We start from the raw sequence: 23,876 nt of genomic DNA, 5'->3' as shown, positions 1-23,876 counted from the left end.
TTTGGAAAATGCTGGTCTTCCCTTCGAGCCGCGACTAAGCCTCTCGCCATGACTGACGCAAGCGCAAATCAGGGCTCGAACGCGGACGGCAAGGTCGGGGTGGTCATCGTCGCCGCCGGCCGCGGCGCGCGCGCCGGGCAGGCCGACGGCCCGAAGCAGTATCAGCGCATCGGCGGCCGCGCCGTCATCGCGCACACGCTGGAGAGGTTCCTGTCGCATCCCGGTGTCGGGCCGGTGGTCGTGGCGATCCATGCCGACGACCGGGAGCTTTTCGAGCGCGCAGCCGGAGCCGATGCCGGGCGCGTGGTCGCAGTCACCGGCGGCCCGTCCCGCCAGGCCTCCGTCCGGCTCGGATTGTTGGCGCTCAGGGAGCAGGCACCGGCAAAAGTGCTGGTGCACGACGCGGTGCGTCCGTTCGTCGATGCCGGCCTTATCGACCGCACCATCGAAGCCATCGGCGAGCACCAGGGGGCGCTGCCTGCACTGCCCGTGGCTGACACGCTCAAACGGGAATCGGCAACGGGCATGATCGAGGAGACGGTGTCGCGGGCCGGCCTTCATGCGGCCCAGACACCGCAGGGCTTCCCGTTCTGGCCGCTGCTCGCCGCGCATGAGAAAGCGCATCACCTGGGCAAGGCCGAGTTCACCGACGACGCGGCCATCGCCGAATGGGCGCATATTCCGGTCAAGATCGTCGCCGGCTCGCCGGACAACGTCAAACTCACCTGGGCAAGGGATATTGCGATGGCCGACCAGCGGCTTTCCAGCGCGCCGCCGCGCTTTCCGGACATCCGCACCGGTAACGGCTACGATGTTCATGCTTTCGAGCCCGGCGACCACGTCACGCTGTGCGGCGTCACCATTCCGTACACCCAAAAACTCTCCGGCCATTCCGACGCCGATGTCGGTTTGCATGCGCTCACCGATGCGCTGCTCGCCACCTGCGGCGCCGGCGACATCGGCACGCATTTCCCGCCGTCGGACCCGCAATGGAAAGGCGCTGCCTCGAAGATCTTCGTCGAGCATGCCGCGAAACTGGTGCGTAAGCGCGGCGGGCGCATCGCCAATGCCGACGTCACGCTGATCTGCGAGGCGCCGCGCGTCGGGCCGCACCGCGCGGCGATGACGGCGGCGCTGAGCTCCATGCTCGGCATTGCGCCGGAGCGCATTTCGATCAAAGCGACGACGAACGAGAAGCTCGGCTTTGTCGGGCGCGGCGAAGGCATAGCGGCGATCGCCACGGCCAGCGTCGTCTATCCGGGAGATGTGCCGGCATGAGCAACGCAGAACTCGCCATCGCCCTGCTCCAGGCCTGTGAGCAGCGCGGCATCATGCTGGCTACCGCCGAAAGCTGCACCGGCGGTCTGATCATCGCGGCGCTGACCGACATCGCCGGGTCTTCCGCCGTGGTCGATCGCGGCTTCATCACCTACTCCAACGAAGCCAAGATGGAGATGCTCGGCGTCTCCGCCGCGACGCTCGACGCGCATGGCGCCGTCTCGCGCGAAACAGTGCTCGAGATGGCGGATGGCGCGCTTGCGCATTCGCGAGCGAGCCTTTCCCTTGCCGTCACCGGCATCGCCGGCCCGACCGGCGGTTCGGCGGAAAAGCCGGTCGGCCTCGTCTGGTTCGGGGTAGCGCTTACCGGGCAACCGGTCGTCGCCGAGCGCCAGTTGTTTGGCCACAAGGGCCGCGAATTCATCCGTCACGGGACAGTGCGGCACGCATTGCAGCTGGGGTTGCGCGCGCTGGCCTAGGCATTCGCCGGCTCAGGCTGGCTTTGCGCCGTAGATGACATCGGCGCGCTTCTCGAAGGCTTCGGAGAACATGCGGAAGGCACGATCGAACATCGCGCCCATGAGGGCGCCAAGGATGCGGCTCTTGAATTCGTAGTCGATGAAGAAGTGCACCTCGCAGCCGTTGTCGGCCGGATCGAAACGCCAGATATTGCTCAGATATTTGAACGGGCCGTCGATGTATTTGACGTCGATGGCGTTCTCGTCGGGCTTCAGGAGCACCTGCGTGGTGAAAGTCTCGCGGATCGCCTTGTAGCCGATGCTCATGTCGGCGACGAGGATGGTGCGACCATCGCGTTCCTTGCGCGAGCGCACCGTCAGCGCCTCGCAGAGCGGCAGGAATTGCGGATAGGCCTCGATGTCCGCCACCAGCGAAAACATCTCTTGCGGCGTGTGGGCGACGCGGCGGGTGGCTTCGAACTTCGGCATTTAGACGGTCAGCTGGCTTTCTCGAGCTGCGCCTGGCGTGCCTCGCGCAGCCTGGCGAAATCCTCGCCGGCATGGTGCGAGGAGCGCGTCAGCGGGCTCGACGCCATCAAAAGGAAGCCCTTGGTCTTGCCGATCGTCTCGTAGGACTTGAACTCGTCCGGCGTGATGAAGCGGATAACTGGATGGTGCTTCTTCGAAGGCTGCAGATACTGGCCGATGGTCATGAAGTCGACATTGGCCGACCGCAGGTCGTCCATCAGTTGCAGCACCTCGTTCCGCTCCTCGCCGAGGCCGACCATGATGCCGGACTTGGTGAAGATCGACGGATCGAGTTCTTTCACGCGCTGCAGCAGACGGATCGAATGGAAATAGCGGGCGCCTGGCCGGACCGTCAGGTAGTTCGACGGCACGGTCTCGAGATTGTGGTTGAAGACGTCCGGCTTGGCCGCAACAACAATCTCAAGCGCGCCGTCCTTGCGCAGGAAGTCTGGCGTCAGGATCTCAATCGTTGTCGACGGCGTCGCCGCACGGATGGCATGGATGACGTCGGCGAAATGCTGCGCGCCGCCATCGTCAAGATCGTCGCGGTCGACCGAGGTGATGACGACGTGGCTGAGGCCCATCTGCTTGACGGCATGCGCGACGCGCGCCGGTTCATCCGGGTCGAGCGCGGTCGGGATACCGGTGGCCACATTGCAGAAGGCGCAGGCGCGCGTGCAGATCTCGCCCATGATCATGAAGGTGGCGTGCTTCTTGTCCCAGCATTCGCCGATGTTCGGGCAGCCGGCCTCCTCGCACACCGTCACCAGCTTGTTCGACTTCACGATCTCGCGCGTCTCGGCATAGCCCTTCGAAACCGGCGCCTTGACGCGGATCCAGTCCGGCTTGCGCAACACTTCCTGGTCCGGCCTGTGCGCCTTTTCGGGATGCCGCGGACGCGGTGCGTTGGCGATCGTGTCGAGAACAGTGACCATATCAAACCCTTCGCGGCCGCTGGCATCGCGGCCGCCTGTCTGCGTCATCTAAGACTTTTCGGAGCAAAGAAAAAGGCAGCGCCGGCGCATGCCGCCGCAGCCATTTTCGCATAGCGGCGTTCGCTGGGGCTCAGCGGCGTACCAGCCGACCCGCGAAGATCAGCAGGCAGGCGCCGATGAAGCCGGTGATCAGATAGGCGAACCAGCCGACGCCGAAGGCCTCGATGTTGAGCGCTCTCAGGATTGCGTTCAGCACCACCGCGCCGGCAATGCCCAGAATGATGTTCATGAAGATGCCGGTGTTGCTCTTCATGACCATCTCGGCGAGCCATCCGGCCAAGCCGCCGATGATAATGGCTGCGATCCAGCCCACGCCATTCACGTCCATATGCCAACTCCTCCTCGGTCAGGTGAAAATGCATCCGGATACGAACTGCCTTGCCAGAGTCCCTCGGCCGTCGCGTCTGAGTCTGGCGCGGCCAATCTATCACCGATTGGCGATTTATCATGCGTTCAAAGCGCGGCCATAGGCGTCGAGCACGCTCTCCTTCATCATCTCCGACAGCGTCGGATGCGGGAAGATGGTGTGCATCAGCTCTTCCTCGGTGGTCTCCAGGTTCATCGCCACGACGAAGCCCTGGATCAGCTCTGTCACCTCGGCGCCCACCATATGCGCGCCGAGAAGCTGGCCGGTCTTCTTGTCGAAGATGGTCTTGACGAAGCCCTGGTCCTCGCCGAGCGCGATTGCCTTGCCGTTTGCGCCGAACTGGAAGCGGCCGACGCGGATGTCCTTGCCTTCGGCCTTGGCTTTGGCCTCCGTCAGCCCGACCGAGGCGACCTGCGGATTGCAATAGGTGCAGCCCGGGATCTTCAGCTTGTCGGTGGCATGCACGCCGGGGAAATTGGCGATCTTCTCGATGCAGACCACCCCCTCATGCTCGGCCTTGTGGGCGAGCATCGGCGGTCCGGCCACGTCGCCGATGGCATAGATGCCTGGCACATTGGTCTTGCCGTAGCCGTCGACGACGACGCAGCCGCGATCCGTCTTCACGCCGAGCGCCTCGAGGCCGAGGTTTTCGATGTTGCCCTGCACGCCGACGGCCGAGATCATGCGGTCGGCGGTGATCTTCTCGATCTTGCCGTCCTTCATCTCGACATGCGCGGTGACCGAGTTGGCCCCCTTCTCGACCTTCGTCACCTTGGCTTCGAGGTGGATCTTCATCCCCTGCTTCTCGAACTGTTTTTGGGCGAACTTCGAGACCTCGGCGTCCTCGACAGGCATCACCGCAGGCAGGAGTTCGACCACGGTCACGTCGGCGCCCATGGTGCGATAGAAGGACGCGAACTCGATGCCGATGGCGCCAGAGCCCATCACCAGCAGCGACTTCGGCATCTCCTTCGGCACCATCGCTTCGAAATAGGTCCAGATAAGCTTGCCATCCGGCTCGATGCCGGGCAGCGCGCGCGGGCGCGCGCCGGTCGCAAGAATGATGTGCTTGGCCGTGTAGGTGCCCTCGCCCTTGACGCCTTTCGGCACCGGCGGCTGCGGCTCCATCGCCTTCTTGGCGGTCTTGGAGACGACGATCTCGCCGGGCTTGGTGAGTTTCGCCTCACCCCAGATGACGTCGACCTTGTTCTTCTTCATCAGGAAGGCGACGCCGCCGTTCAGCCGCAGCGATACTTTTCGCGAGCGGTCGACGACGGCCGCGGTGTCGGCGCTGACCTTGCCGTCGAGCTTCAGGCCGTAATCCTTGAGGTGATCCGAATAGTGCATGATCTCGGCCGAGCGCAGCAACGCCTTAGTCGGGATGCAGCCCCAGTTCAGGCAGATGCCGCCGAGATGCTCGCGCTCGACGATCGCCGTCTTGAAGCCGAGCTGAGCGGAACGCACCGCGGTGACATAGCCGCCGGGACCTGAGCCGATGATGATGACGTCGTAATTCTCAGCCACGGGTTTTCTCCCTGATCTTTCTGAGGGTTAGAGTGAGAGCATCACACGCACGAGCGGAGCCAGCGCCTGGCCGATCCGCCGCGTGTTTGCCGCATCGAGATGGACGCCGTCGAGTGGCGTGGTCGTCGCCACGGTGCCGGCGTCGAAGAAGCCGCAGCCGGCCTCGTCGGCAAGCGCGGTATATTGCGGCGCCAGCCGCTTCGAGGCGTCGTCGCCGCCGGCGAACATCTCCTTGAATTCGGCATTGTCGGTCCGCGTCACCGCAGGCGGCGCGACGATGAGGATCTGCGGCGCCGGCCAGTCGAACGGATAGTCGTGGCCGCGCACGATATCGATCAGGCGCTGCACGCCCTGCTTGGCTGCGACCGGATTGCCATGGATCCACGGCTTCATGTCGTTGGCGCCGAGCATGAAGATGATCAGGTCGAGCGGTGCATGGGTCGTCAGGATCGTCGGCAGCGTTCGCGCGCCGTTGCGGTCGGCTCCGGCAAGGTGATCGTCAAAGGCGGTGGTGCGGCCGTTCAGCCCCTCGGCGATAACCTCGATGCCGTCGCCCAGCGCCGCCTTGAGCACGCTTGGCCAGCGGTCCTCAAGCGGATGGCGGCCGAGACTGGCGGCGTCATAGCCCCAGGTCAGTGAATCGCCATAGCAGAGAATTGTCTTCATGCGCCTGCCCCACCTCTGCCGAACGTTGTGACCGAGCGTTTGAGCCGCCAGCGCACGAACAGCCATTGCACGATGATCGCCACGGCGCCGGGCAGGATCAGCCCGGCAACGATCGAAAGGTCACTCGCGGTCGCCCGGTTCTCGGCCGGCACCGAAAACGTCCAGTCGGCGAGCGCGATTAGAACGATCCCGAAGATCGCAAGCAGCCACCACAACACCCGGTCGACCGCCCGGATAGGCTCGGCCCGGAACTGGACCAGGAAGAAGGCGATCGTGACGACGATGAGGATCATCACCGCCGCTGCGAAGACCAGCATGTACTCCTCGGTCGCGCCGGTAAGCACGGCCAGCTCTTGAACAATCAGCGCGCCGGCCAGGCCGGAGAGGATGAAGGCGAAAAGGCTGGTGAAGAATTTCCGCACCGCCTTCTTCCTTCCTAGACCAGCATGCCCATCGGGTTCTCGATCATGCGCTTGAAGGCGCCGAGCAGCTCCGCCCCAAGCGCGCCGTCGACGGCACGGTGATCGGTGGACAGCGTCACCGACATCACGGTGGCGATCTTGATCTCGCCTTTCTTGACCACCGCGCGCTCCTCACCCGCGCCGACCGCAAGAATGGTGGCGTGCGGCGGGTTGATGACGGCGGCGAAATCCTTGACGCCGAACATGCCGAGATTGGACACCGCCGTCGTGCCGCCCTGGTATTCCTCGGGCTTCAGCTTGCGGCTGCGGGCGCGGCTTGCCAGGTCCTTCATCTCGTTGGAGATGACCGATAGCGTCTTTTCGTCGGCATGGCGGATGATCGGCGTGATCAGGCCGCCGGGGATCGACACGGCGACGCCGACATCGGCATGCTTGTGCTTGACCATGGCGTTGTCGGTCCAGGAGGCGTTGGCGTCCGGCACCGCCATCAGCGCCATCGCCATTGCCTTGATCACCATGTCGTTGACCGACAGCTTGTAGGCGGGAACCTCGCCCTTCTCGGTTTTCTTCATCGGCGCCGCCGCGTTGAGCTGCGTGCGCAGCGCCAAGAGCGCGTCGAGCTCGCAGTCGAGCGTCAGGTAGAAATGCGGAATGGTGCTCTTGGCCTCGACCAGGCGGCGCGCGATGGTCTTGCGCATATTGTCGTGCGGGACGAGCTCGTAGGAGCCCTCGGCGAACAGCTTCAGCACCTGGTCGTCCGACATCGGCTTCGGCGCCGGAGCAGCCGACGGCGCGCCCGCGGGCGCCTTGGCGGCGGGTGCGGCCTTGGCGCCGCCGGAGGCAATCGCCGCCTCGACGTCAACCTTCACCACGCGGCCATGCGGGCCGGTGCCGGTCAGCGCCGCCACGTCAACGCCGGCATCCTTGGCGATGCGGCGGGCGAGCGGCGAGGCGAACACGCGCTCACCGCCGGCGTGGCCATTGGGGACCGGAGTTGGCTCGGCCTTCGCCGGTGCAGGTGCTGCGGCTGCCGCGGCCGGCTTGGGTGCTTCCTTGGGCGCTTCGGCCTTCGGAGCGTCCGCTTTCGGAGCTTCCGCCTTGGGCGCGGCGCCGCCGTCGGCTTTTGCAGCGGCACTGGCATCCTCGCCTTCACCGGCCAGGATGGCGATCACGGCGTTGACCTTCACGCCTTCGGTGCCGGCCGGAACGACGAGCTTGGCAACCGTGCCTTCGTCGACGGCCTCGACTTCCATCGTCGCCTTGTCGGTCTCGATCTCGGCGATCACATCGCCGGGGGAAACCTTGTCGCCTTCCTTGACCAGCCACTTGGCGAGATTGCCCTCTTCCATTGTGGGCGAGAGGGCCGGCATGGTGATATTGATTGGCATCGCTCACTCCTGAATGAATTTGAACAGGCCGCGCATGACCGTCAGCGTGGCGACGACGAAGACCGGCGGCAGGACGCCGAAGTGGAAACTGCTTTTAGTCATTTCCAGGCTCATCATGCCGCTCGTCTGGTCGACTTGGGCCGAGCCGGTCGCGACAGTTGCGAAAACGAGCGAAGCGACACCGCTGAGCATCAGTAGGATCGCATCGAATTTGCCCGTCATGGAGCGCACCAGAAAAGCAATCCCGACGGTGGGGGCGATGACCGCGGCCAAGACCCAGAAGGACGGCATCGGCGTCGTTCCTTATCGATACGTGACGGCTTTGACCGCTTCGACGACCTCGCCGACATTGGGCAGGGCCAGCTTCTCGAGGTTCGCCGCGTAAGGCATCGGCACGTCCTTGCCGGCAATGGTGATCACCGGCGCATCGAGGAAGTCGAAGGCGCGCTGCGACACCTGGCTGGCGATGTGGTCGCCGACCGAGCTCTGCGGGAAGCCTTCTTCCACCACCACCAGGCGGTTGGTCTTCTTCACCGAGGCGATGACGGTGTCGAAGTCGAGCGGGCGGATGGTTCTCAAATCGATGATCTCGGCATCGATGCCCATGCCGCGCAGCTCTGCCTCGGCCTTGACGGCATAGGTCATGCCGATGCCGAAGGAGACGATGGTGACGTCCTTGCCCTGCTTGTGGATGCGGGCCTTGCCGATCGGCAGCACGAAATCGTCGAGCTTCGGCACATCGAACGAATGGCCGTAGAGGATTTCGTTCTCGAGGAAGATGACCGGGTTCGGATCGCGGATCGCGGCCTTGAGCAGGCCCTTGGCGTCGGCCGCCGAATACGGCATCACCACCTTCAGGCCGGGGATGTGGCTGTACCAGGCGGCATAGCATTGCGAGTGCTGCGCGGCGACGCGGGCGGCTGCGCCGTTCGGGCCACGGAACACGATCGGCGCGCCCATCTGGCCGCCGGACATATAGAGGGTCTTGGCGGCCGAGTTGATGATCTGGTCGATCGCCTGCATGGCGAAGTTGAAGGTCATGAACTCGACGATCGGCTTCAGCCCGGCCATCGCCGCACCGACGCCGACGCCGGCAAAGCCGTGCTCGGTGATCGGCGTGTCGACGACACGGCGCGGTCCGAACTCCTGCAGCAAGCCTTGGGTGATCTTGTAGGCGCCTTGGTATTCGGCAACCTCCTCGCCCATAACGAAGACGTCGCCGTCGCGACGCATTTCTTCCGCCATCGCGTCACGGAGCGCCTCGCGCACCGTGGTCGAAACCATTTCAGTGCCGGCGGGGATATCGGGATCGGCGGCAACTTCTGTCTTCGGCGCAGCCGCGACAGGTGCCGCGGCCTCGCTCTTGGCGGCAGCGGGCGCCGGTGCCGGCGCTGCCGCTTCAGGCTTGGCTGGCTCTTCTTCGCCGATGCCTTCGCCGGCCTTGTCGACGTCTTCGCCATCCACGGCAAGTACGGCGATCACGGCGTTGACCTTGACGCCCTCGGTGCCGGCGGGAACCACGATCTTGGCGAGCGTGCCTTCGTCAACGGCTTCGACTTCCATCGTCGCCTTGTCGGTTTCGATCTCGGCGATGACGTCACCGGCGACGATCTTGTCGCCCTCGTTCTTCAACCACTTGGAAAGATTGCCCTCTTCCATCGTCGGCGAGAGCGCGGGCATGAGAATTTCGATCGGCATGTCCTGGCCCTCTCCTTAGAGTACGATGTCGGTCCAGAGCTCGGACGGATCCGGCTCGGCGTCGTTCTGGGCAAATTCGGCGGCGTCGGCGACGATGTCGCGAACCTCCTTGTCGACGGCCTTGAGCTCGTCCTCGCTCGCCCACTTCTTTTCCATCAGCCGTGCTTTGACCTGCTCGATCGGGTCATGCTCGGAGCGCATCTTCTGCACTTCCTCCTTGGAGCGGTATTTCGCCGGGTCGGACATCGAGTGGCCGCGATAGCGATAGGTCTGCATCTCGAGGATCAGAGGGCCGTTGCCGGCCCGGCACCATTCGGTGGCGAGATCGGCGGCCGACTTCACTGCGCGAACGTCCATGCCGTCGACTTGCATGCCGGGAATCTTGAAGGAAGCGCCGCGATTGGAGAAGTCCGTCTCGGCGGAAGAGCGGGAAACCGACGTGCCCATGGCGTAGCGGTTGTTCTCGATGACGTAGATCACCGGCAGCTTCCACAGCGAAGCCATGTTGAAGCTCTCGTAGACCTGGCCCTGGTTGGCCGCGCCATCGCCAAAATAGGTCAGCGAGACGTTCTTGTTCTCACGATAGCGATTGGCGAAGGCGAGACCGGTGCCGAGCGATACCTGCGCGCCGACGATGCCGTGGCCGCCATAGAAGTGCTTCTCCTTGGAGAACATGTGCATGGAGCCGCCCTTGCCCTTGGACAGGCCGCCGCGGCGTCCCGTCAGTTCGGCCATGACGCCGCGCGGCGACAGGTCCATCGCCAGCATATGGCCATGGTCGCGATAGGCGGTGATCATCTGGTCGCCGTCGATCAGCGCCATCTTCATGCCGGTGACCACGGCCTCCTGGCCGATATAGAGGTGGCAGAAGCCGCCGATGAAGCCCATGCCGTAGAGCTGGCCGGCCTTCTCCTCGAATCGACGGATGAGCAGCATGTGCCGGTAGGCGGAAAGCTCTTCTTCCTTGGTGAATTCGGCCGGCTTCGGCGCGGAAAGGTTTGGCAATTTGTCGGATTTGGATCTGGCAGGCGCTTTTTTGGCGGCGGTGGCCATGCATCACTCCCTGTTGGCGTCTCTTCGCGGACATTTCAGGGAGAGCGGTCGTCTCCCCACCGATTTGAGGGAAGCTAACACGCAAGGATGCATTGCGCCATGCTGAAAAATGCATGGCTGGCATGCATCTAAGCGATTAGAATCATTGCAAATAAGGGCGATTAACCGAAATTCGGTTATTTCGCGGAGGCGGGCAGCATTATGGTGATTTCGTCAGGTTGGGAGAGATTGAGCGCCTTTCGGGCCTGCTCGTCAAGCATGTCCTTTTCCAGCGTGCCTTCATGCATGAGCTGGACACGGCGTTCGAAGTCGACGCGGCGCGCCTTGACGACGTCGAGCCGGGCCTGCAACTCGGCCGCCTGGGCCTGCAGCCGGTACTTGGAGTAGATGCCGAACTCGCCATGATAGGCGTGGAAGCCGAAATAGGCAAGGAACAGCGCGCAGAGCGACGGAATGATCAGCCTGCCGGTGTTTCTCTGCTTGTGCTGACGTGTCCACATGACCCGAACCCTCGCGGCCGCGAACGCTAGCGGCTGTCCGAATCTTTTCGCCCAATTGTGCTTAATGGACGGTTACGGCCGGCCGGAACGAAACCTGCCGAAACAAAAAAGAGGCGGGGAAGACCCGCCTCTCTCAATAGCCAGGACAGGTTGTCCTGATCAGCCTTTGATCACCGACTTGCCGGCGTAGCGCGCCTGCTTGCCGAGCTCTTCCTCGATGCGGATGAGCTGGTTGTACTTGGCCATGCGGTCCGAGCGCGACAGCGAGCCGGTCTTGATCTGCCCGCAATTGGTGGCCACCGCGAGGTCGGCGATGGTCGAATCCTCGGTCTCGCCCGAGCGGTGCGACATGACGGCGGTGTAGCCGGCCTTGTGCGCGGTCTCGACGGCATCGAGCGTCTCGGTCAGCGAGCCGATCTGATTGACCTTGACCAGGATCGAGTTGGCGACGCCCATGCGGATGCCGTCGCGCAGCCGCGCCGTGTTGGTGACGAACAGGTCGTCGCCGACGAGCTGGGTCTTCTTGCCGATCAGGTCGGTCAGGATCTTCCAGCCTTCCCAGTCATCCTCGGCAAGGCCATCCTCGATGGTGATGATCGGATAGTCGGAAGCAAGCTTGGCAAGGTATTTGGCCTGCGCCTTCGGATCGCGCGTCTTCTTCTCGCCCTCATAGACATAATTGCCGTCCTTGAAGAACTCGGTCGCGGCGCAGTCGAGGCCAAGCGCCACGTCCTCACCCGGCTTGAAGCCCGCCTTCTCGATCGACTCCATGATGAAATCGAGCGCCGACGGCGCGCTCTTCAGGTTGGGGGCGAAGCCGCCCTCGTCGCCGACATTGGTGTTGTGGCCAGCGTCCTTCAGCTTCTTGCGCAGCGTGTGGAAGATCTCCGAGCCCCAGCGCACGCCGTCGCGCAGCGTCGGCGCGCCGACCGGCAGGATCATGAATTCCTGAAAATCGATCGGATTGTCGGCGTGGGCGCCGCCATTGATGATGTTCATCATCGGCACCGGCAGGATGTGCGCCTTTGTGCCGCCGACATAGCGGTAGAGCGGCAGACCGGCGGCGTCAGCGGCGGCCTTGGCGACCGCCAGCGAAACGCCGAGAATGGCGTTGGCGCCGAGGCGGCTCTTGTTCGGCGTGCCGTCGAGCTCGATCATCGTCTGGTCGATATGGATCTGGTTCTCGGCTTCCATGCCGCCGATCGCCTCGAACAGTTCGCCATTCACCGCTTCGACGGCGCGCTGGACGCCCTTGCCGAGATAGCGCGGCCCGCCGTCGCGCAGCTCCACCGCTTCATGCGCGCCGGTCGAGGCGCCAGACGGCACCGCGGCACGGCCCATCGAGCCGTCTTCCAGCACCACGTCGACCTCGACGGTCGGATTTCCACGGCTGTCCAGGATTTCACGCCCGACAATGTCGATGATGGCGGTCATTTGCGATGTCCCCGATTGATCGATTGAAGCGTCGCGCCCCTCTTAGCCAAAGCACCGCAAAAGGCAATCGGGCCGCCCGCAATTATTGCCGGCGGCAAGAGTCACGAAGCGCAAATTTCTGTCATCATAAGTCATGCGCGCCAGGCGCGGTTCCGATCTATGGTCGTGTCCGCGCGGGGCGAAACAGGAGGAGTTTCGCCATGTCCCAGTTGAGCGGTATCGTGAGTTTGTTCCTGATCGCGGCAGCGTTTCTGACATCCTGCGACACTCAGAAACCTCAGCAAAGCTCGGTGGAGCTTTTTCACGCGGCGGAGTAGTGCAGACGCCAAAGGCCCCGGTCTTGCCGGGGCCTTTTCGATTCGAGCCAACCGATCCGGTTGGTCAATGCCAGTAGGGCTTTATGTGATAATACTTGAAGGACGCATCGCGGGCCGCTTCGCCGTCGGCGCCGGTCAGCTCGTCGATCGAATAGGCCGGGGCGGCCTTGAGCTGCTCCTTGGTGAAAGGCACGACGTAGCCGCCCCTATCCTCGTCATAGTCCAGGGTCGCCCACGGGACCGCGTGATACTTCTCGCCCATGCCGAGGAAACCTCCGAAGCCGATCACTGCGAACATGATGCCGTTCGACATCTTGTCGAGCATGACGTCCTCGATGCTGCCAATGCTGTCGCCTGCGGTATTGTAAACCGATGTGCCGATGACGCGCGAGGCGGCGATGGCTTCGGTGTGGCCAGACGGGGTGGTCATAAGAATGCTCCTCTTGTTGAATGCCTGTTGGGACAATGAGAGGAGCGGGCGAAGGTTCCAGACTTTTCGCGCTGAAAACCTGATCCTAATCGGTGAGGATGAAGGTCACCTTCATGTTGACGCGATAGGCTGCAATCTTGCCGTCCACGACGACGATCTTCTGGTCCTGGATCCAGGCGCCCTCGACATTCCTGAGGGTTTTTGCAGCGCGTGAGATGCCCTTCTCGATCGCGTCCTGAAAGCTTTTCTTGGACGACGCCGTGATTTCGGTGACGCGGGCGACAGACATTGGCTTCCTCCTGCCAAGACGCTCAGTTGCCCGGGCGAGCGTACCCCCGGCTTACTGCAACCACAAGCCGCGCGGGCCACGGGCTTGTCGCCATTGTCACCCAGCCTCAGTGCATGGCAGTGTTGCGCCAAGGGAGTTGGCGGATGGGCGGAAAGCGCAATCGGCGGCAGATCACGGCACCAGCGCCGGCGCCGACGATCGACGCCAACGCCGCCAATGCATCCAGCGGATACTTCTTTGCCGGTGGCATGGGCCTGATCGGCATATTGATCGTCTGGTATTTCGAGCTTCCACTCAACTTCGACGTCACCGATCGCGAATTCAATCCGCTGATCTTCGTCCCAGCCGTATTCATCCTGATCGGGTTCTACTCGCTGCTGAAAGCGGTGCGCGACACGTGGCGGGTTCGCAAGTTCGGTGCGACGACTCTGGTCGCCGGACCCGCGATGGCCGGCAGGCGCTTGAAGGTTCGCTGCGATCAAGCCGCGATCTGGCCCCGGACGGCGACTACACGGTGCAACTGAGGTGCATCCGCACCTACCGGGTCGGCGGACCGATTGTGACCAGCGGGAGCCAAAGATCGACCTACAAGGAAGAACTCAGGTGGCAGGAAGCGGTCATCGTGCCATGCGCGTCGGTCCGGTCGAGCACAGGCGTTCCCTTCGCCTTCCAGATACCGCCCGATGCGCTAGCCTCCAAAGGGCCACCGATATACGAACGGGTGCACGGCAATGTGCGATGGATCCTGATCATCACCGCTCCCATGCCGGGGCTGAACTACTACGCCGCCTTCGCAATTGACATGCATGGTGCCGGCCGTAGCGAATGACGGGGGCGAGATCTAGCGCTCCTTGGCGATCCGGTCGAACGCCATCAGCCTTTCCAGCAACGCAGGGAGGTTCTTCAACGGCACCATATTGGGGCCGTCTGACGGCGCGTTGTCGGGGTCCTGATGCGTCTCGATGAACACGCCGGCAACGCCGACCGCCACGGCCGCGCGCGCCAGTGTTTCGACGAAGCGGCGATCGCCGCCGGTCGAGCCGCCCTGCCCGCCGGGCTGCTGCACTGAATGCGTGGCATCGAAGATCACCGGCGCTCCCATCTCGGCCATGATCGGCAGCGCGCGCATGTCCGACACCAGGGTGTTGTAGCCGAAGGAGGCGCCGCGCTCGGTGACCAGCACGTTGGCATTGCCGGACCCGGTGACCTTTGCGATGACGTTCTTCATGTCCCAAGGCGCGAGGAACTGGCCCTTCTTGACGTTCACCACCTTGCCGGTCCGCGCCGCGGCAATCAGCAGGTCCGTCTGCCGGCTGAGGAAGGCCGGTATCTGCAGCACATCGACATGCGGCGCGACAAGCGCGCATTGCTCCTCGGTGTGGACATCGGTCAGCATCGGGAGGCCGAACGCCTTGCGCAGGTCGTCGAAAATCGGCATCGCCGCCTCGAGGCCGGCGCCGCGTGCGCCGCCGAGCGACGTGCGGTTGGCCTTGTCATAGCTGGTCTTGTAGACGAGCCCTATGCCCAACCTGGTGGTCAGTTCCTTCAGGGCGCCGGCCATGTCGAAGGCGTGCTGGCGCGATTCAAGCTGGCAGGGCCCGGCAATCAGCGACAGCGGCGCATCGTTCGCAAAGACAACCTTGCCGACAGTTACGGATGCATTGGGCGCCAGGGGTTCGCTCATGGGATCTCCCGAAAGATGAAGGCCGCGCCCTGACCGGGCGCCGACGGCACAACGATATCGCTGCCGCTCATGTTGTGTTCGATTGCGTTGGCTGCAAGCAGATGCGCGGCGCCGGCTGTGCTGCGGGTCGAAAAAACGATGGCTGCAAAACGCAAGTCCGAAGGACCTCTTGCCGAAACGCCGAAGCGGGAGGCGAATGAGCCAGGCGTCAGGACGGTCAGGGTCGCGTTGGGCAGCTCAACCTTGTCACCTTCGTTCGTGTCCCGGCCGGCAGCGGTCGACACAAGGCCGGCCTGGCTCGAAGGGCTGTCGCTGACCGCGACGACCTCGACGACGCCGGTCACCCCATTGGCATGCGCCTGCAGGGCCGTGCGGTCGATCTCCGGCGCGTTGATGCGCTGGCAGGCGAACAGGAATGCGTCCGTTGCTTTTCTATCGGCCACGAATGCCAGTTTGAACGATGCCGTGTCGCTTTTGCCCGCGGCGTCGGTGAAGGCGCGCGAAAAGCTCAGCATGTCCCCGGCCGACAGCCCGGCTTCGACATAGCGCGCATGGTCGGCACCGGCATCGGGGGTGCCGAAAACAACGGCGGAAAAACCCTCGTCGCCAAGCCTGTTGCGGAAAAGGCGGTCGCGCGCGACGAAGACGTTGCCTTCGCCTATCGCCTGGCGAGCTGTCTTTTCATCGCCGACGGCCAGCGGCTCCAGATAAGTTCCGTCGGCAAAAAAGACGCAAGCGTTCTCGGTCCCGAAAGGATGGATACCGGTCGGCGCGACGACAAAGCCGAGCGCCGAGAGGCGCTGCCTTGCGACCTCGAGGCTCAGCGTAGGCAAAACCAGATGGTCGAGCGGGTGGGTCGAAGTCTTGATCATGCAGGCGCGGTGTGCCTCATTCCGGAAACCGGTTCAAGGTCTGGCGTAGGCGAAGCGAATTGCCTTCGGCTCAGGCAGCGGCCACGACGTCCGCCGAATAGCGCAGCTCGCGCAACGGCTTCACTTTGCTGGTCGTCTCCGCATAGATCGGATGCGCCTTGTAGGCGGCGAGCGCAGCTTCGTCCTCGAACTCGGCATAGACGACCACGTCGATCGCGTTGGAGAACAGATCGACCTTGGTGTTGAGCGTCACCTCGAAATGTTGCGAATGCGGGATCTTGCCAAGTTCCTGCAGGCCCGACCGCACAGGCTCCACATCCTCCTTGCGCCGCACGCTGAAGAAAACGATGTGCCGGATCAAACCAGCCTCCTTGATCGACGGATCAGCGCGTTTTGTGGGAGCGAGGCCGTCGCGTCAACCGGCAACGATGTCGCGGCCTGCCGCCGGGGCGGCAGCGTCGAGGCTCAGGCCGCGCCGGTGACGTAGCGCACGATACGCGACATCTCCCTGACGGTCGCGTCGAGGTAGCGGCCCTGGTTGTAGAGGCCGTCCCAGATCATGAAGAAGGTGATGGCGACGATGACAATCACATAACGCATGGCTAACGCTAACGCATGTCGCAGGCCGGAACCAGAGAGCCTTCCCGGCAATTGACCGAGGTCACGGCTTTTTGTGCTTTCAGGTTGCCTTGCCGGCGGTTCGATGCGAATTCGGCCGGTTGTTGGACCAGACTTGAGGATTGGACACATGGCGCTCAAACGAATGGACAACGTAGGAATCGTCGTCGATGACCTCGGAGGGACGATTGAGTTCTTTCGCGAGCTCGGCCTTGAGCTCGAAGGGCGGGCAACGATCGAAGGCGAATGGGCCGGACGCGTCACTGGACTGGGTGATCAGCACGTCGAGATTGCCATGATGCGCACGCCGGACGGCCACGGCCGGCTCGAGCTGTCCCGCTTCCTCACACCGCCTGTCGTCGCGGATCACCGCAACGCCCCGGTGAACGCTCTAGGCTACCTGCGCGTCATGTTTACCGTGGACGACATCGACGAGACGCTTCAAAGGCTCCGCAAGCGCGGGGCTCAGCTCGTCGGCGAAGTGGTCCAGTACAAAGACGCGTATCGGCTCTGCTATATCCGCGGGCCTGAAGGGCATCTCATCGGACTCGCCCAAGAACTCAGTTGAGCGCAATCCGAAGACAATGGCGAAGCGCGGCCAGTGTTTAGCGGGCGCGTCTCACAAGGGTCCTGCCGCGACTTCAAAGCGTGATGCGGTATTTGGCAAATCCCGCCTCGCCCTCTCCCGCAGGCTCGATTTTCAGCGACTTCACCTGATCGATGAAGTCCTTCGCCCTCGGTCCGGTCTCGAAGACGACGCTGGTACCAAGCAACGGCACGAACGACCAGTTGCCGTCCGCCGACGGGTTGATCGTGCCCTCGCTGATGACATAGCGCACGATCACGTCGCGGTTGGTGTCCGGCGCCTCATAGATGATCTTCGATGCGTTTATGTCGGGGAAGTTGCCGCCGCCGCCGGCGCGGTAGTTGTTGGTGGCGACAACGAATTTCGCTGCCGGATCAATCGGTTTGCCGTCGAACTTCAGGTCAATTATGCGACTGGAGTCGGCATTGGCGACGCCGCCCTTGGAATCGTATCTGGCCGGCTGCGACAGGTCGATCCGGTAGGTGACGCCGTCGATGACGTCGAAATTGTATGACGGAAAATCGGTGTTGATCAGCGGCTGGTCCGCCTTGCCGGGATCGATCCGGTTAAAGATGCCGGCCGACATCTCCAGCCATTCCTTGACTTGCGCGCCAGTGATTTCGACCGCCCGCACCGTGTTCGGATAGAGGTAGAGGTCGGCGACGTTCTTGATCGCGATGTCGCCCACCGGAACGTCGGTATAGTAGTCGGCGCCGTTGCGCCCGCCCGCCTTGAAGGGCGCGGCGGCAGAAAGCAGCGGCACGTCCTTCCACTGCGTGTTCTTCAATATGTCTTTCAGGTACCAACTCTGCGCCTGGTTGACGATCTGCACCGACGGATCGTCCGCGACCAGCGCGAAATAGGAATAGAGCGGCGCGGAAGTCTTGCCGACAGGGCGGCGCACATAGGCAAGCGTGGCCTGATGGTCCTGCTCGAGCGCCGCGATGATGCGCTTGTCGTCGCCTACCGTCGCCTTGTTCTTGTTGTCGACGCGCTCGTAGATCGGCCGCGCCTCGGACGTCGCCGAGACGACGCGCCATTTCTTGCCGTCGCGCTCCAGCAGAAGATCGATCAGGCCCATATGCGAGCCCCAGAAACCGCCCATCACCGCCGGCTTGCCCTGCAGCGTGCCCTTCTCGGCATCGACGCCGTCGAGCGCCTGGAAATCCTTCTTGCCGGGGAAGACGAGATGCTGGTGGCCGGTGAAGACCGCGTCGATGCCCTCGACGCCGGCGACAAAGAAGGAGGCATTCTCCATCTTGTCGCCCTGCTTGATGTCGATGCCGGAATGCGAGAGCGCAATGACGATGTCGGCGCCCTCCTCCCTGATCTGCGGCACCCAGGCCTTGGCAGCCTCGACGATGTCGCGCGTCTGGACGTTGCCTTCGAGGTTCTTCAGATCCCAGACCATGATCTGCGGCGGCACGAAGCCGATGACGCCGATCCTGATCGGCTGTTCGGCGCCCGAGCCGTCCTTGATCTTCTTGTCGAGGATGACATAGGGCTTGAGGTAGAGCTTGTCGTCGCACGGGTTGGCGGCAAGCGTGGTGCCGCGGATGAGGTTGGCGCAGACGAAGGGGAAATTGGCGCCGGCCAGCACCTTATCCAGGAAGGACAGGCCGTAGTTGAACTCGTGGTTACCGAGCGTCGAGCATTCGTAGCCGAGCAGGTTCATGCCTTTCATGATCGGATGCAGATCGCCGTCCTTCATGCCCTTCTCATAGGCGATGTAGTCGCCCATCGGGTTGCCCTGCAGCAGATCGCCATTGTCGATCAGCATCGCATTGCTGGCTTCCTTGCGCACCGCGTCGATCAGCGAGGCCGTGCGCGACAGGCCCATCGTGTCGTTCGCTTTGTCGGCGTAATAATCATAGGGCAGCAGATTCACATGGATGTCGGTGGTTTCCATGATCCTCAGATGCGCCTGGTTGGCCTGAGCGCGGGCTGAGAACGGATGCAGCATGATCAGCGCTCCGGTGGCGGCGGCTCCGGCCAGCAACGAGCGGCGAGTGACGAGCGGTTGTGACATTGCTTTCCTCTTCTTCGACAACGTGACAACCCCTGCCCCGGACGCGGAGCATGGCGCTGAAGGCATTTTGAGTCCACGTCTGTCGAAAGCCTGTTGATCACGACAAGGTGACGCGTCGATGAAGCAGGCGCGGCGAGCAATCAGCCCTTGTCGTCGTCTCCCTGGGTGATCAGCCGGGCGCTGCGCTGGCCGGTGAAATATATCCATAGCCAGCTAAGCGAGACCGCCAGCCGGTTGCGGAAATCGATCAGGAAATAGATGTGAGCGATGCCCCACAGCCACCAGGCGAGCCAGCCGGTGAGCTTGATCCAGCCGAAATCGATCGCAGCCGCGCGTTTGCCGATCGTTGCGAGATCGCCGTCATGCCGGTAACGGAACGGACGCGGCGCCGTGTCGCCGGCGAGACGCGCCTTGATGGTCGCGGCGACATGCTTGCCCTGCTGCTTGGCGGCGGGGGCGACGCCCGGCACCGGCTTTCCATCCGGGCGCAACAGAAGCGCGGCATCGCCGATGACGAAGATCTCGGGACTGCCCGGCACCGTGAGATCGGGCTCGACCAGCACCCTGCCCGCCCGGTCGGCTCTCGCGCCCAGCCATTCCGCTGCCGGCGAAGCGGCGACGCCAGCTGCCCAGAGGATCGTCCTTGCCGGCAGAGGCGTACCGCCAAAGACGACGCCCTCGGCATCCAGGGCAGTGACGGCGCGGCCGAGCTCGACCGTCACGCCAAGCCGCTCCAGCGCTTTCTGCGCATAGGCCGAGAGTTCCGGCGCAAAATTGGCGAGGATCCGGTCGCCGGCCTCGATCAGCACCACGCGCGCCTGCCGCGTGTCGATGTTGCGGAACTCGCCGCGCAGCGTGTCATGCGCAAGCTCGGCGATCGTGCCCGCGAGTTCGACCCCGGTCGGCCCGCCGCCGACAATGACCAGCGTCAGCAATGCCTGGCGCCTGTCGGGATCGGTCTCGCGCTCGGCCTCTTCGAACGCGAGCAGGATGCGGCGCCGGATCGTGGTGGCATCTTCCAGCGTCTTAAGCCCAGGCGCGAAAGGCTCCCATTCGTCGTGGCCGAAATAGGCGTGCCGCGCGCCGGTAGCGAGCACCAGCGTGTCGTAAGGAACCGCGCTGCCATCATTGAGCAGCACGCGCTTGGCCTGGCGGTCGACGCCGGCCACATTGCCAAGAAGCGTCGTCACGTCCTTGCGCTTGCGCAAGAGGTGCCGGATCGGCCAGGCGATCTCCGAAGTCGCCAGCGACGTGGTCGCCACCTGGTAGAGCAGAGGCTGGAACAGGTGGTGATTGCGCTTGTCGATCATGGTGATGCGCACCGGTGCTCCGGCCAGCGCCCGGGTGAGTTCCAGGCCGCCGAATCCCGCGCCGACGACCACGACATGATGCTTGGCTTCGTCCATTTTCAGTCACCTCGCCAAACCAACCCAACTGCCTAGATGTAGGCGGTTTTGTGCACTGCAACAACGTTGCCTTGTTCGGGGCCATTGCCTGGGAGTCGTCGCCCGGTGTCGTGAACGCGCATGCCGGCCCCTAGTGCCGTGTATAGCGTGGGACCGGAACGATGGGAGCCAAGCATGACTGACAACCGCGACGACGAAGGCCCGGCCCAATACGCCTCGCCGCCTTGTTTCATGCACGAGCTCGACCCGGCTTATCAGACGCCGCTCACCGACTGGACCGATGTCAGGCGCTGGCGCAAGGCAGAGCGCGAACGGTTGATCGGCGCCCGGCTTGCGGTTTCCGCCGACGCGCGCGTGGCCATGTCTGCGCGCATTGCCGATGGCCTAGACATGCTGATCGGCGACGTTTCCGGCCGCATGGTCAGCCTCTACTGGCCGTTCCGTGGTGAGCCGGACTTGCGCGGCTGGATGACTTCGATCAATGCGCGAGGCGGCCGCACGGCTCTGCCCGTCGTCATCCAGATGGGCCAGCCGCTGGTGTTTCGCGCCTATGCGCCCGGCGACCGTCTGGAAAAAGGCGTCTGGAACATCCCGATCCCGGCCGAAGGCGATCCGGTGCTGCCGGACATCGTCATCTCGCCGATGGTCGGCATCGGCCCCGGCAATTACCGGCTGGGCTATGGCGGCGGCTTCTACGACCGCACGCTGGCCGCGATGCCGTTCAGGCCGCTGGTGATCGGGGTCGGCTACGAGTTGCAGCGCATCCCGACCATCTACCCGCAGCCGCACGATATCCCGATGGATCGGATCGTCACCGAAGTTTAAGAGCCTGTCCGACTTGGTCGACAAGTAATATGATCTTCAAGGACCAGGCTGTGCAGGACTGTTCGACATGCGCTCTGGGCGGATTCAACAGTGTCCGGCCGCTCCGAGATTGGCTGCTTCACAACGGATGACAGATGATCAGGCGAACTACAGCGGCTGCCCTTGCAATAGCGTTTTCCTTTTCGCCGTCGCATGCGCAACCACAGCATCGTTTGCCGAGCGGCTATAAATGGGGCCGCTGCCTGCTCATTGTTAACGGGCAGACTCGCATATCCGGAAGATGCTCCTATCAAATCGAGAAGGGCGGCGATTTCAATATCCAGGGGCCTCGACAAGTTTTCGCAGGTATCGACTATCATGATACGAACAGTGGAGCTGGTGAAATCTCCAAAGATTACTGGGCAGTGGTATACAAGGACGGTGATTTTTGGGCAGGCTATGGGAACTCGGATATTCGCGCCACTCACGGTGAACCAGGAGATTGGGGAGAACTCCGGCGCGAGGGCGCATGCTATGTGGGGAAGGACGTCCGGGTGTGCCTTTGGCGTTAGGCCATCTCGGGCCTTAACCCGACCGCCGTGCGATCGACAATCTCACGCAAGGCAAAGGACGAATTGATCTTCGTCACATGTGGCATGGCCGACAGCCATTCCTTATGGATGCGCTCATAATCGACAAGGTCCTTCGCCGCGATGCGCAGGATGTAGTCGTATTCACCCGACATCAGGTGACAGGACAGCACGTTCGGGCAGCGTTTGATCGCCGCCTCGAAATCCGACAGCGTCTTCTCGAATTGTCCCGATAGCGATATATGCACGATCGCCGTCATCTGGTGGCCAAGCGCCGCATTCGACAGCCGCGCGTGATAGCCGCGGATGGTTCCGGATTTCTCCAGATTGTCGAGCCGCCGCGAGCAGGCCGATTGCGACAGTCCAACCTTCTCGGCCAGCGCCGCATTAGGCATCCGACCATCCTTCTGCAATGTCTCCAGAATGGCGATATCAATCCTGTCGAGCGGCATTTTTCGTGATTCCTGCGAAGATGACGGCAATTTGCGCAACGATTATCGAAGAAGACCACCTGCCGCAAGTGCATTCGCAAACACATACGGAACGATTCGTGGTTGACTGCGTCTATTGCATGTCGCCCGAGATCGCGCGGCGTTTTGGTGCCGGCTGCATGCACGAAATGACAGGGAGAGCGCCCTTTCAAGGGCCGGACAGGAGAAGAAAATGCGCGTCGGCTGCCCCAAGGAAATCAAGAACCATGAATACCGCGTCGGGCTGACGCCCGGCTCGGTCCGCGAATATGTCGCGCACGGCCACGAAGTGCTGGTGGAGACCGGCGCAGGCGCCGGCATCGGCGCCGATGACAACGCCTATCGCGCCGCCGGCGCCACCATCGCCAAGACGGCCGCCGACGTGTTCGCCAAGTCGGACATGATCGTCAAGGTCAAGGAGCCGCAGCCCAACGAATGGGTCCAACTCCGCGACGGCCAGATCCTCTACACCTATCTCCACCTCGCTCCCGATCCGGAGCAGACCAAGGGCCTGCTCGCTTCCGGCGTCACCGCTGTCGCCTATGAGACGGTCACCGACGATCGCGGCGGCCTGCCGCTGCTCGCGCCGATGTCGGAAGTCGCCGGCCGCCTGTCGATCCAGGCCGGCGCGACGGCGCTGCAGAAGGCCAATGGCGGTCGTGGCGTGCTGCTCGGCGGCGTGCCGGGCGTGCTGCCGGGCAAGGTCACGGTGCTCGGCGGCGGCGTCGTCGGCCTGCATGCGGCCAAGATGGCCGTCGGCCTCGGCGCCGACGTCACCATCATCGACCGCTCGATCCCGCGCCTGCGCCAGCTCGACGATATTTTCGGCGGCCGCGTACACACCCGCTACTCGACGGTCGAGGCACTGGAAGAAGAGTGCTTCTCGGCCGACGTCGTCATCGGCGCCGTGCTGATCCCGGGCGCAGCCGCGCCCAAGCTCGTCACCCGCGAAATGCTCTCCGGCATGAAGAAGGGCTCGGTGCTGGTCGACGTCGCCATCGACCAGGGCGGCTGCTTCGAGACCTCGCACGCCACGACCCATGCCGAGCCGACCTATGAGGTCGACGGCGTGATCCATTACTGCGTCGCCAACATGCCGGGCGCGGTGCCGGTCACCTCGGCGCATGCGCTCAACAACGCGACGCTGCACTATGGCCTGCAGCTTGCCGACAAGGGCTTGAAGGCGCTGGTCGACGACCACCACCTGCGCAACGGCCTCAACGTCCACAAGGGCAAGATCACCAACCGCGCCGTCGCCGAAGCGCTCGGCTACGAAATGGTCGAGCCGAAGGCGGTGCTTGCGGCCTAAAGTGCGTCGCGATCTTTCAGATTCGCTCCATGCGCTTTAGGTTCTTGATTTTACGCATGTCTTTGTCCCGAAACCAGTTCCCACTTTCGGGAGACATGCTTTAACACTAACAAGAGCTTCCTCCTGTCGCGCCCGCCGGTTCCTTCCGGCGGGCTTTTTTT

General features: G+C 63.3%; 27 protein-coding genes. 6 read left to right on the top strand and 21 right to left on the bottom strand.

Going from position 1 to position 23,876, the window contains the following annotated elements; genetic code table 11:
* The first annotated feature begins 48 nt into the window (after positions 1 to 48).
* Positions 49 to 1,278 (top strand): bifunctional 2-C-methyl-D-erythritol 4-phosphate cytidylyltransferase/2-C-methyl-D-erythritol 2,4-cyclodiphosphate synthase, encoded by a 1,230-nt coding sequence (locus tag EN853_RS04745; RefSeq protein WP_127858163.1) that lies wholly within the window; start codon positions 49 to 51, stop codon positions 1,276 to 1,278.
* A complete protein-coding gene (locus tag EN853_RS04740; protein WP_127858164.1) occupies positions 1,275 to 1,757 on the top strand; it encodes a CinA family protein in 483 nt (160 codons plus the stop codon). Before EN853_RS04745 ends, EN853_RS04740 begins: the two co-directional genes overlap by 4 nt.
* 12 nt (positions 1,758 to 1,769) lie before the next feature.
* Here EN853_RS04740 and EN853_RS04735 read toward each other — a convergent pair whose 3' ends face one another.
* The 14 genes from EN853_RS04735 to EN853_RS04670 form a co-directional block, all read right to left on the bottom strand.
* On the bottom strand, positions 1,770 to 2,225 hold the full coding sequence (locus tag EN853_RS04735) for a type II toxin-antitoxin system RatA family toxin (RefSeq protein ID WP_127858165.1): 456 nt from the start codon (positions 2,223 to 2,225) through the stop codon (positions 1,770 to 1,772).
* A gap of 8 nt (positions 2,226 to 2,233) precedes the next feature.
* On the bottom strand, positions 2,234 to 3,199 hold the full coding sequence (gene lipA / locus EN853_RS04730) for a lipoyl synthase (protein ID WP_127858296.1): 966 nt from the start codon (positions 3,197 to 3,199) through the stop codon (positions 2,234 to 2,236).
* Between the two features lie 130 nt (positions 3,200 to 3,329).
* The gene (locus tag EN853_RS04725; protein ID WP_127300202.1) at positions 3,330 to 3,587 is read right to left on the bottom strand and encodes a GlsB/YeaQ/YmgE family stress response membrane protein; all 258 of its coding nucleotides are present in this window, start codon (positions 3,585 to 3,587) and stop codon (positions 3,330 to 3,332) included.
* A gap of 117 nt (positions 3,588 to 3,704) precedes the next feature.
* The gene (lpdA, locus tag EN853_RS04720) at positions 3,705 to 5,150 is read right to left on the bottom strand and encodes a dihydrolipoyl dehydrogenase (RefSeq protein ID WP_127858166.1); all 1,446 of its coding nucleotides are present in this window, start codon (positions 5,148 to 5,150) and stop codon (positions 3,705 to 3,707) included.
* Between the two features lie 27 nt (positions 5,151 to 5,177).
* Positions 5,178 to 5,816: an SGNH/GDSL hydrolase family protein gene (locus tag EN853_RS04715; protein WP_127858167.1), complete on the bottom strand. Its 639-nt coding sequence runs from the start codon at positions 5,814 to 5,816 to the stop codon at positions 5,178 to 5,180.
* On the bottom strand, positions 5,813 to 6,238 hold the full coding sequence (locus EN853_RS04710; protein ID WP_127858168.1) for a hypothetical protein: 426 nt from the start codon (positions 6,236 to 6,238) through the stop codon (positions 5,813 to 5,815). Before EN853_RS04710 ends, EN853_RS04715 begins: the two co-directional genes overlap by 4 nt.
* A 14-nt stretch (positions 6,239 to 6,252) precedes the next feature.
* Entirely contained in the window at positions 6,253 to 7,626 is a 1,374-nt protein-coding gene (locus EN853_RS04705; protein ID WP_127858169.1) for a pyruvate dehydrogenase complex dihydrolipoamide acetyltransferase, read from the bottom strand.
* A gap of 3 nt (positions 7,627 to 7,629) precedes the next feature.
* A complete protein-coding gene (locus EN853_RS04700; protein ID WP_127858170.1) occupies positions 7,630 to 7,917 on the bottom strand; it encodes a hypothetical protein in 288 nt (95 codons plus the stop codon).
* 12 nt (positions 7,918 to 7,929) lie between these two features.
* Positions 7,930 to 9,324, bottom strand: a complete 1,395-nt coding sequence (locus EN853_RS04695; protein WP_127858171.1) for a pyruvate dehydrogenase complex E1 component subunit beta — start codon at positions 9,322 to 9,324, stop codon at positions 7,930 to 7,932.
* Between the two features lie 15 nt (positions 9,325 to 9,339).
* Complete coding sequence (gene pdhA / locus EN853_RS04690) at positions 9,340 to 10,377, bottom strand: pyruvate dehydrogenase (acetyl-transferring) E1 component subunit alpha (protein WP_127858172.1); 1,038 nt, start codon at positions 10,375 to 10,377, stop codon at positions 9,340 to 9,342.
* A 176-nt stretch (positions 10,378 to 10,553) separates the two neighbouring features.
* The gene (locus EN853_RS04685) at positions 10,554 to 10,877 is read right to left on the bottom strand and encodes a septum formation initiator family protein (RefSeq protein WP_127858173.1); all 324 of its coding nucleotides are present in this window, start codon (positions 10,875 to 10,877) and stop codon (positions 10,554 to 10,556) included.
* Between the two features lie 159 nt (positions 10,878 to 11,036).
* Positions 11,037 to 12,311: a phosphopyruvate hydratase gene (eno, locus tag EN853_RS04680; protein ID WP_127858174.1), complete on the bottom strand. Its 1,275-nt coding sequence runs from the start codon at positions 12,309 to 12,311 to the stop codon at positions 11,037 to 11,039.
* Between the two features lie 381 nt (positions 12,312 to 12,692).
* A complete protein-coding gene (locus EN853_RS04675) occupies positions 12,693 to 13,058 on the bottom strand; it encodes a PRC-barrel domain-containing protein (RefSeq protein WP_127858175.1) in 366 nt (121 codons plus the stop codon).
* Positions 13,059 to 13,143: 85 nt separating this feature from the next.
* Complete coding sequence (locus tag EN853_RS04670; protein WP_127858176.1) at positions 13,144 to 13,347, bottom strand: dodecin family protein; 204 nt, start codon at positions 13,345 to 13,347, stop codon at positions 13,144 to 13,146.
* Positions 13,348 to 13,490: 143 nt separating this feature from the next.
* Here EN853_RS04670 and EN853_RS04665 point away from each other — a divergent pair, with 143 nt between their 5' ends.
* A complete protein-coding gene (locus EN853_RS04665; RefSeq protein ID WP_127858177.1) occupies positions 13,491 to 13,871 on the top strand; it encodes a hypothetical protein in 381 nt (126 codons plus the stop codon).
* 317 nt (positions 13,872 to 14,188) lie between these two features.
* On the opposite strand, the gene kdsA is transcribed toward EN853_RS04665, so the two are convergent.
* The 4 genes from kdsA to EN853_RS35075 form a co-directional block, all read right to left on the bottom strand.
* Positions 14,189 to 15,031 carry a 3-deoxy-8-phosphooctulonate synthase gene (gene kdsA, locus EN853_RS04660; RefSeq protein WP_127858178.1) on the bottom strand — a complete coding sequence of 281 codons (843 nt, stop codon included), beginning with the start codon at positions 15,029 to 15,031 and terminating at the stop codon, positions 14,189 to 14,191.
* The gene (locus EN853_RS04655; RefSeq protein ID WP_127858179.1) at positions 15,028 to 15,903 is read right to left on the bottom strand and encodes a VOC family protein; all 876 of its coding nucleotides are present in this window, start codon (positions 15,901 to 15,903) and stop codon (positions 15,028 to 15,030) included. Before EN853_RS04655 ends, kdsA begins: the two co-directional genes overlap by 4 nt.
* A gap of 70 nt (positions 15,904 to 15,973) precedes the next feature.
* Positions 15,974 to 16,264 carry a Dabb family protein gene (locus tag EN853_RS04650; RefSeq protein ID WP_127858180.1) on the bottom strand — a complete coding sequence of 97 codons (291 nt, stop codon included), beginning with the start codon at positions 16,262 to 16,264 and terminating at the stop codon, positions 15,974 to 15,976.
* A gap of 104 nt (positions 16,265 to 16,368) precedes the next feature.
* A complete protein-coding gene (locus tag EN853_RS35075) occupies positions 16,369 to 16,503 on the bottom strand; it encodes a hypothetical protein (RefSeq protein WP_281061481.1) in 135 nt (44 codons plus the stop codon).
* A gap of 148 nt (positions 16,504 to 16,651) precedes the next feature.
* On the opposite strand from EN853_RS35075, the gene EN853_RS04645 reads away from it, so the two are divergent.
* Positions 16,652 to 17,089, top strand: a complete 438-nt coding sequence (locus EN853_RS04645; RefSeq protein WP_127858181.1) for a VOC family protein — start codon at positions 16,652 to 16,654, stop codon at positions 17,087 to 17,089.
* Between the two features lie 73 nt (positions 17,090 to 17,162).
* On the opposite strand, the gene EN853_RS04640 is transcribed toward EN853_RS04645, so the two are convergent.
* Positions 17,163 to 19,136 (bottom strand): bifunctional 2',3'-cyclic-nucleotide 2'-phosphodiesterase/3'-nucleotidase, encoded by a 1,974-nt coding sequence (locus tag EN853_RS04640; RefSeq protein ID WP_127858182.1) that lies wholly within the window; start codon positions 19,134 to 19,136, stop codon positions 17,163 to 17,165.
* A 140-nt stretch (positions 19,137 to 19,276) separates the two neighbouring features.
* Positions 19,277 to 20,542 (bottom strand): NAD(P)/FAD-dependent oxidoreductase, encoded by a 1,266-nt coding sequence (locus tag EN853_RS04635; protein ID WP_127858183.1) that lies wholly within the window; start codon positions 20,540 to 20,542, stop codon positions 19,277 to 19,279.
* 174 nt (positions 20,543 to 20,716) lie between these two features.
* Here EN853_RS04635 and EN853_RS04630 point away from each other — a divergent pair, with 174 nt between their 5' ends.
* Positions 20,717 to 21,367: a 5-formyltetrahydrofolate cyclo-ligase gene (locus tag EN853_RS04630; protein WP_127858184.1), complete on the top strand. Its 651-nt coding sequence runs from the start codon at positions 20,717 to 20,719 to the stop codon at positions 21,365 to 21,367.
* A 547-nt stretch (positions 21,368 to 21,914) separates the two neighbouring features.
* Here EN853_RS04630 and EN853_RS04625 read toward each other — a convergent pair.
* Positions 21,915 to 22,388, bottom strand: coding sequence for an Lrp/AsnC family transcriptional regulator (locus EN853_RS04625; protein ID WP_127858185.1), 474 nt, complete (start codon positions 22,386 to 22,388; stop codon positions 21,915 to 21,917).
* A gap of 211 nt (positions 22,389 to 22,599) precedes the next feature.
* Here EN853_RS04625 and ald point away from each other — a divergent pair, with 211 nt between their 5' ends.
* On the top strand, positions 22,600 to 23,715 hold the full coding sequence (gene ald / locus EN853_RS04620; RefSeq protein ID WP_127858186.1) for an alanine dehydrogenase: 1,116 nt from the start codon (positions 22,600 to 22,602) through the stop codon (positions 23,713 to 23,715).
* Positions 23,716 to 23,876 lie beyond the last annotated feature (161 nt).

It is taken from the genome of Mesorhizobium sp. M1C.F.Ca.ET.210.01.1.1 (assembly GCF_004791585.1).
Lineage (GTDB): Bacteria > Pseudomonadota > Alphaproteobacteria > Rhizobiales > Rhizobiaceae > Mesorhizobium.
The sequence above is the reverse complement of the archived record's forward strand: the minus strand, read 5'-3'. Positions and strand labels throughout refer to the sequence as shown.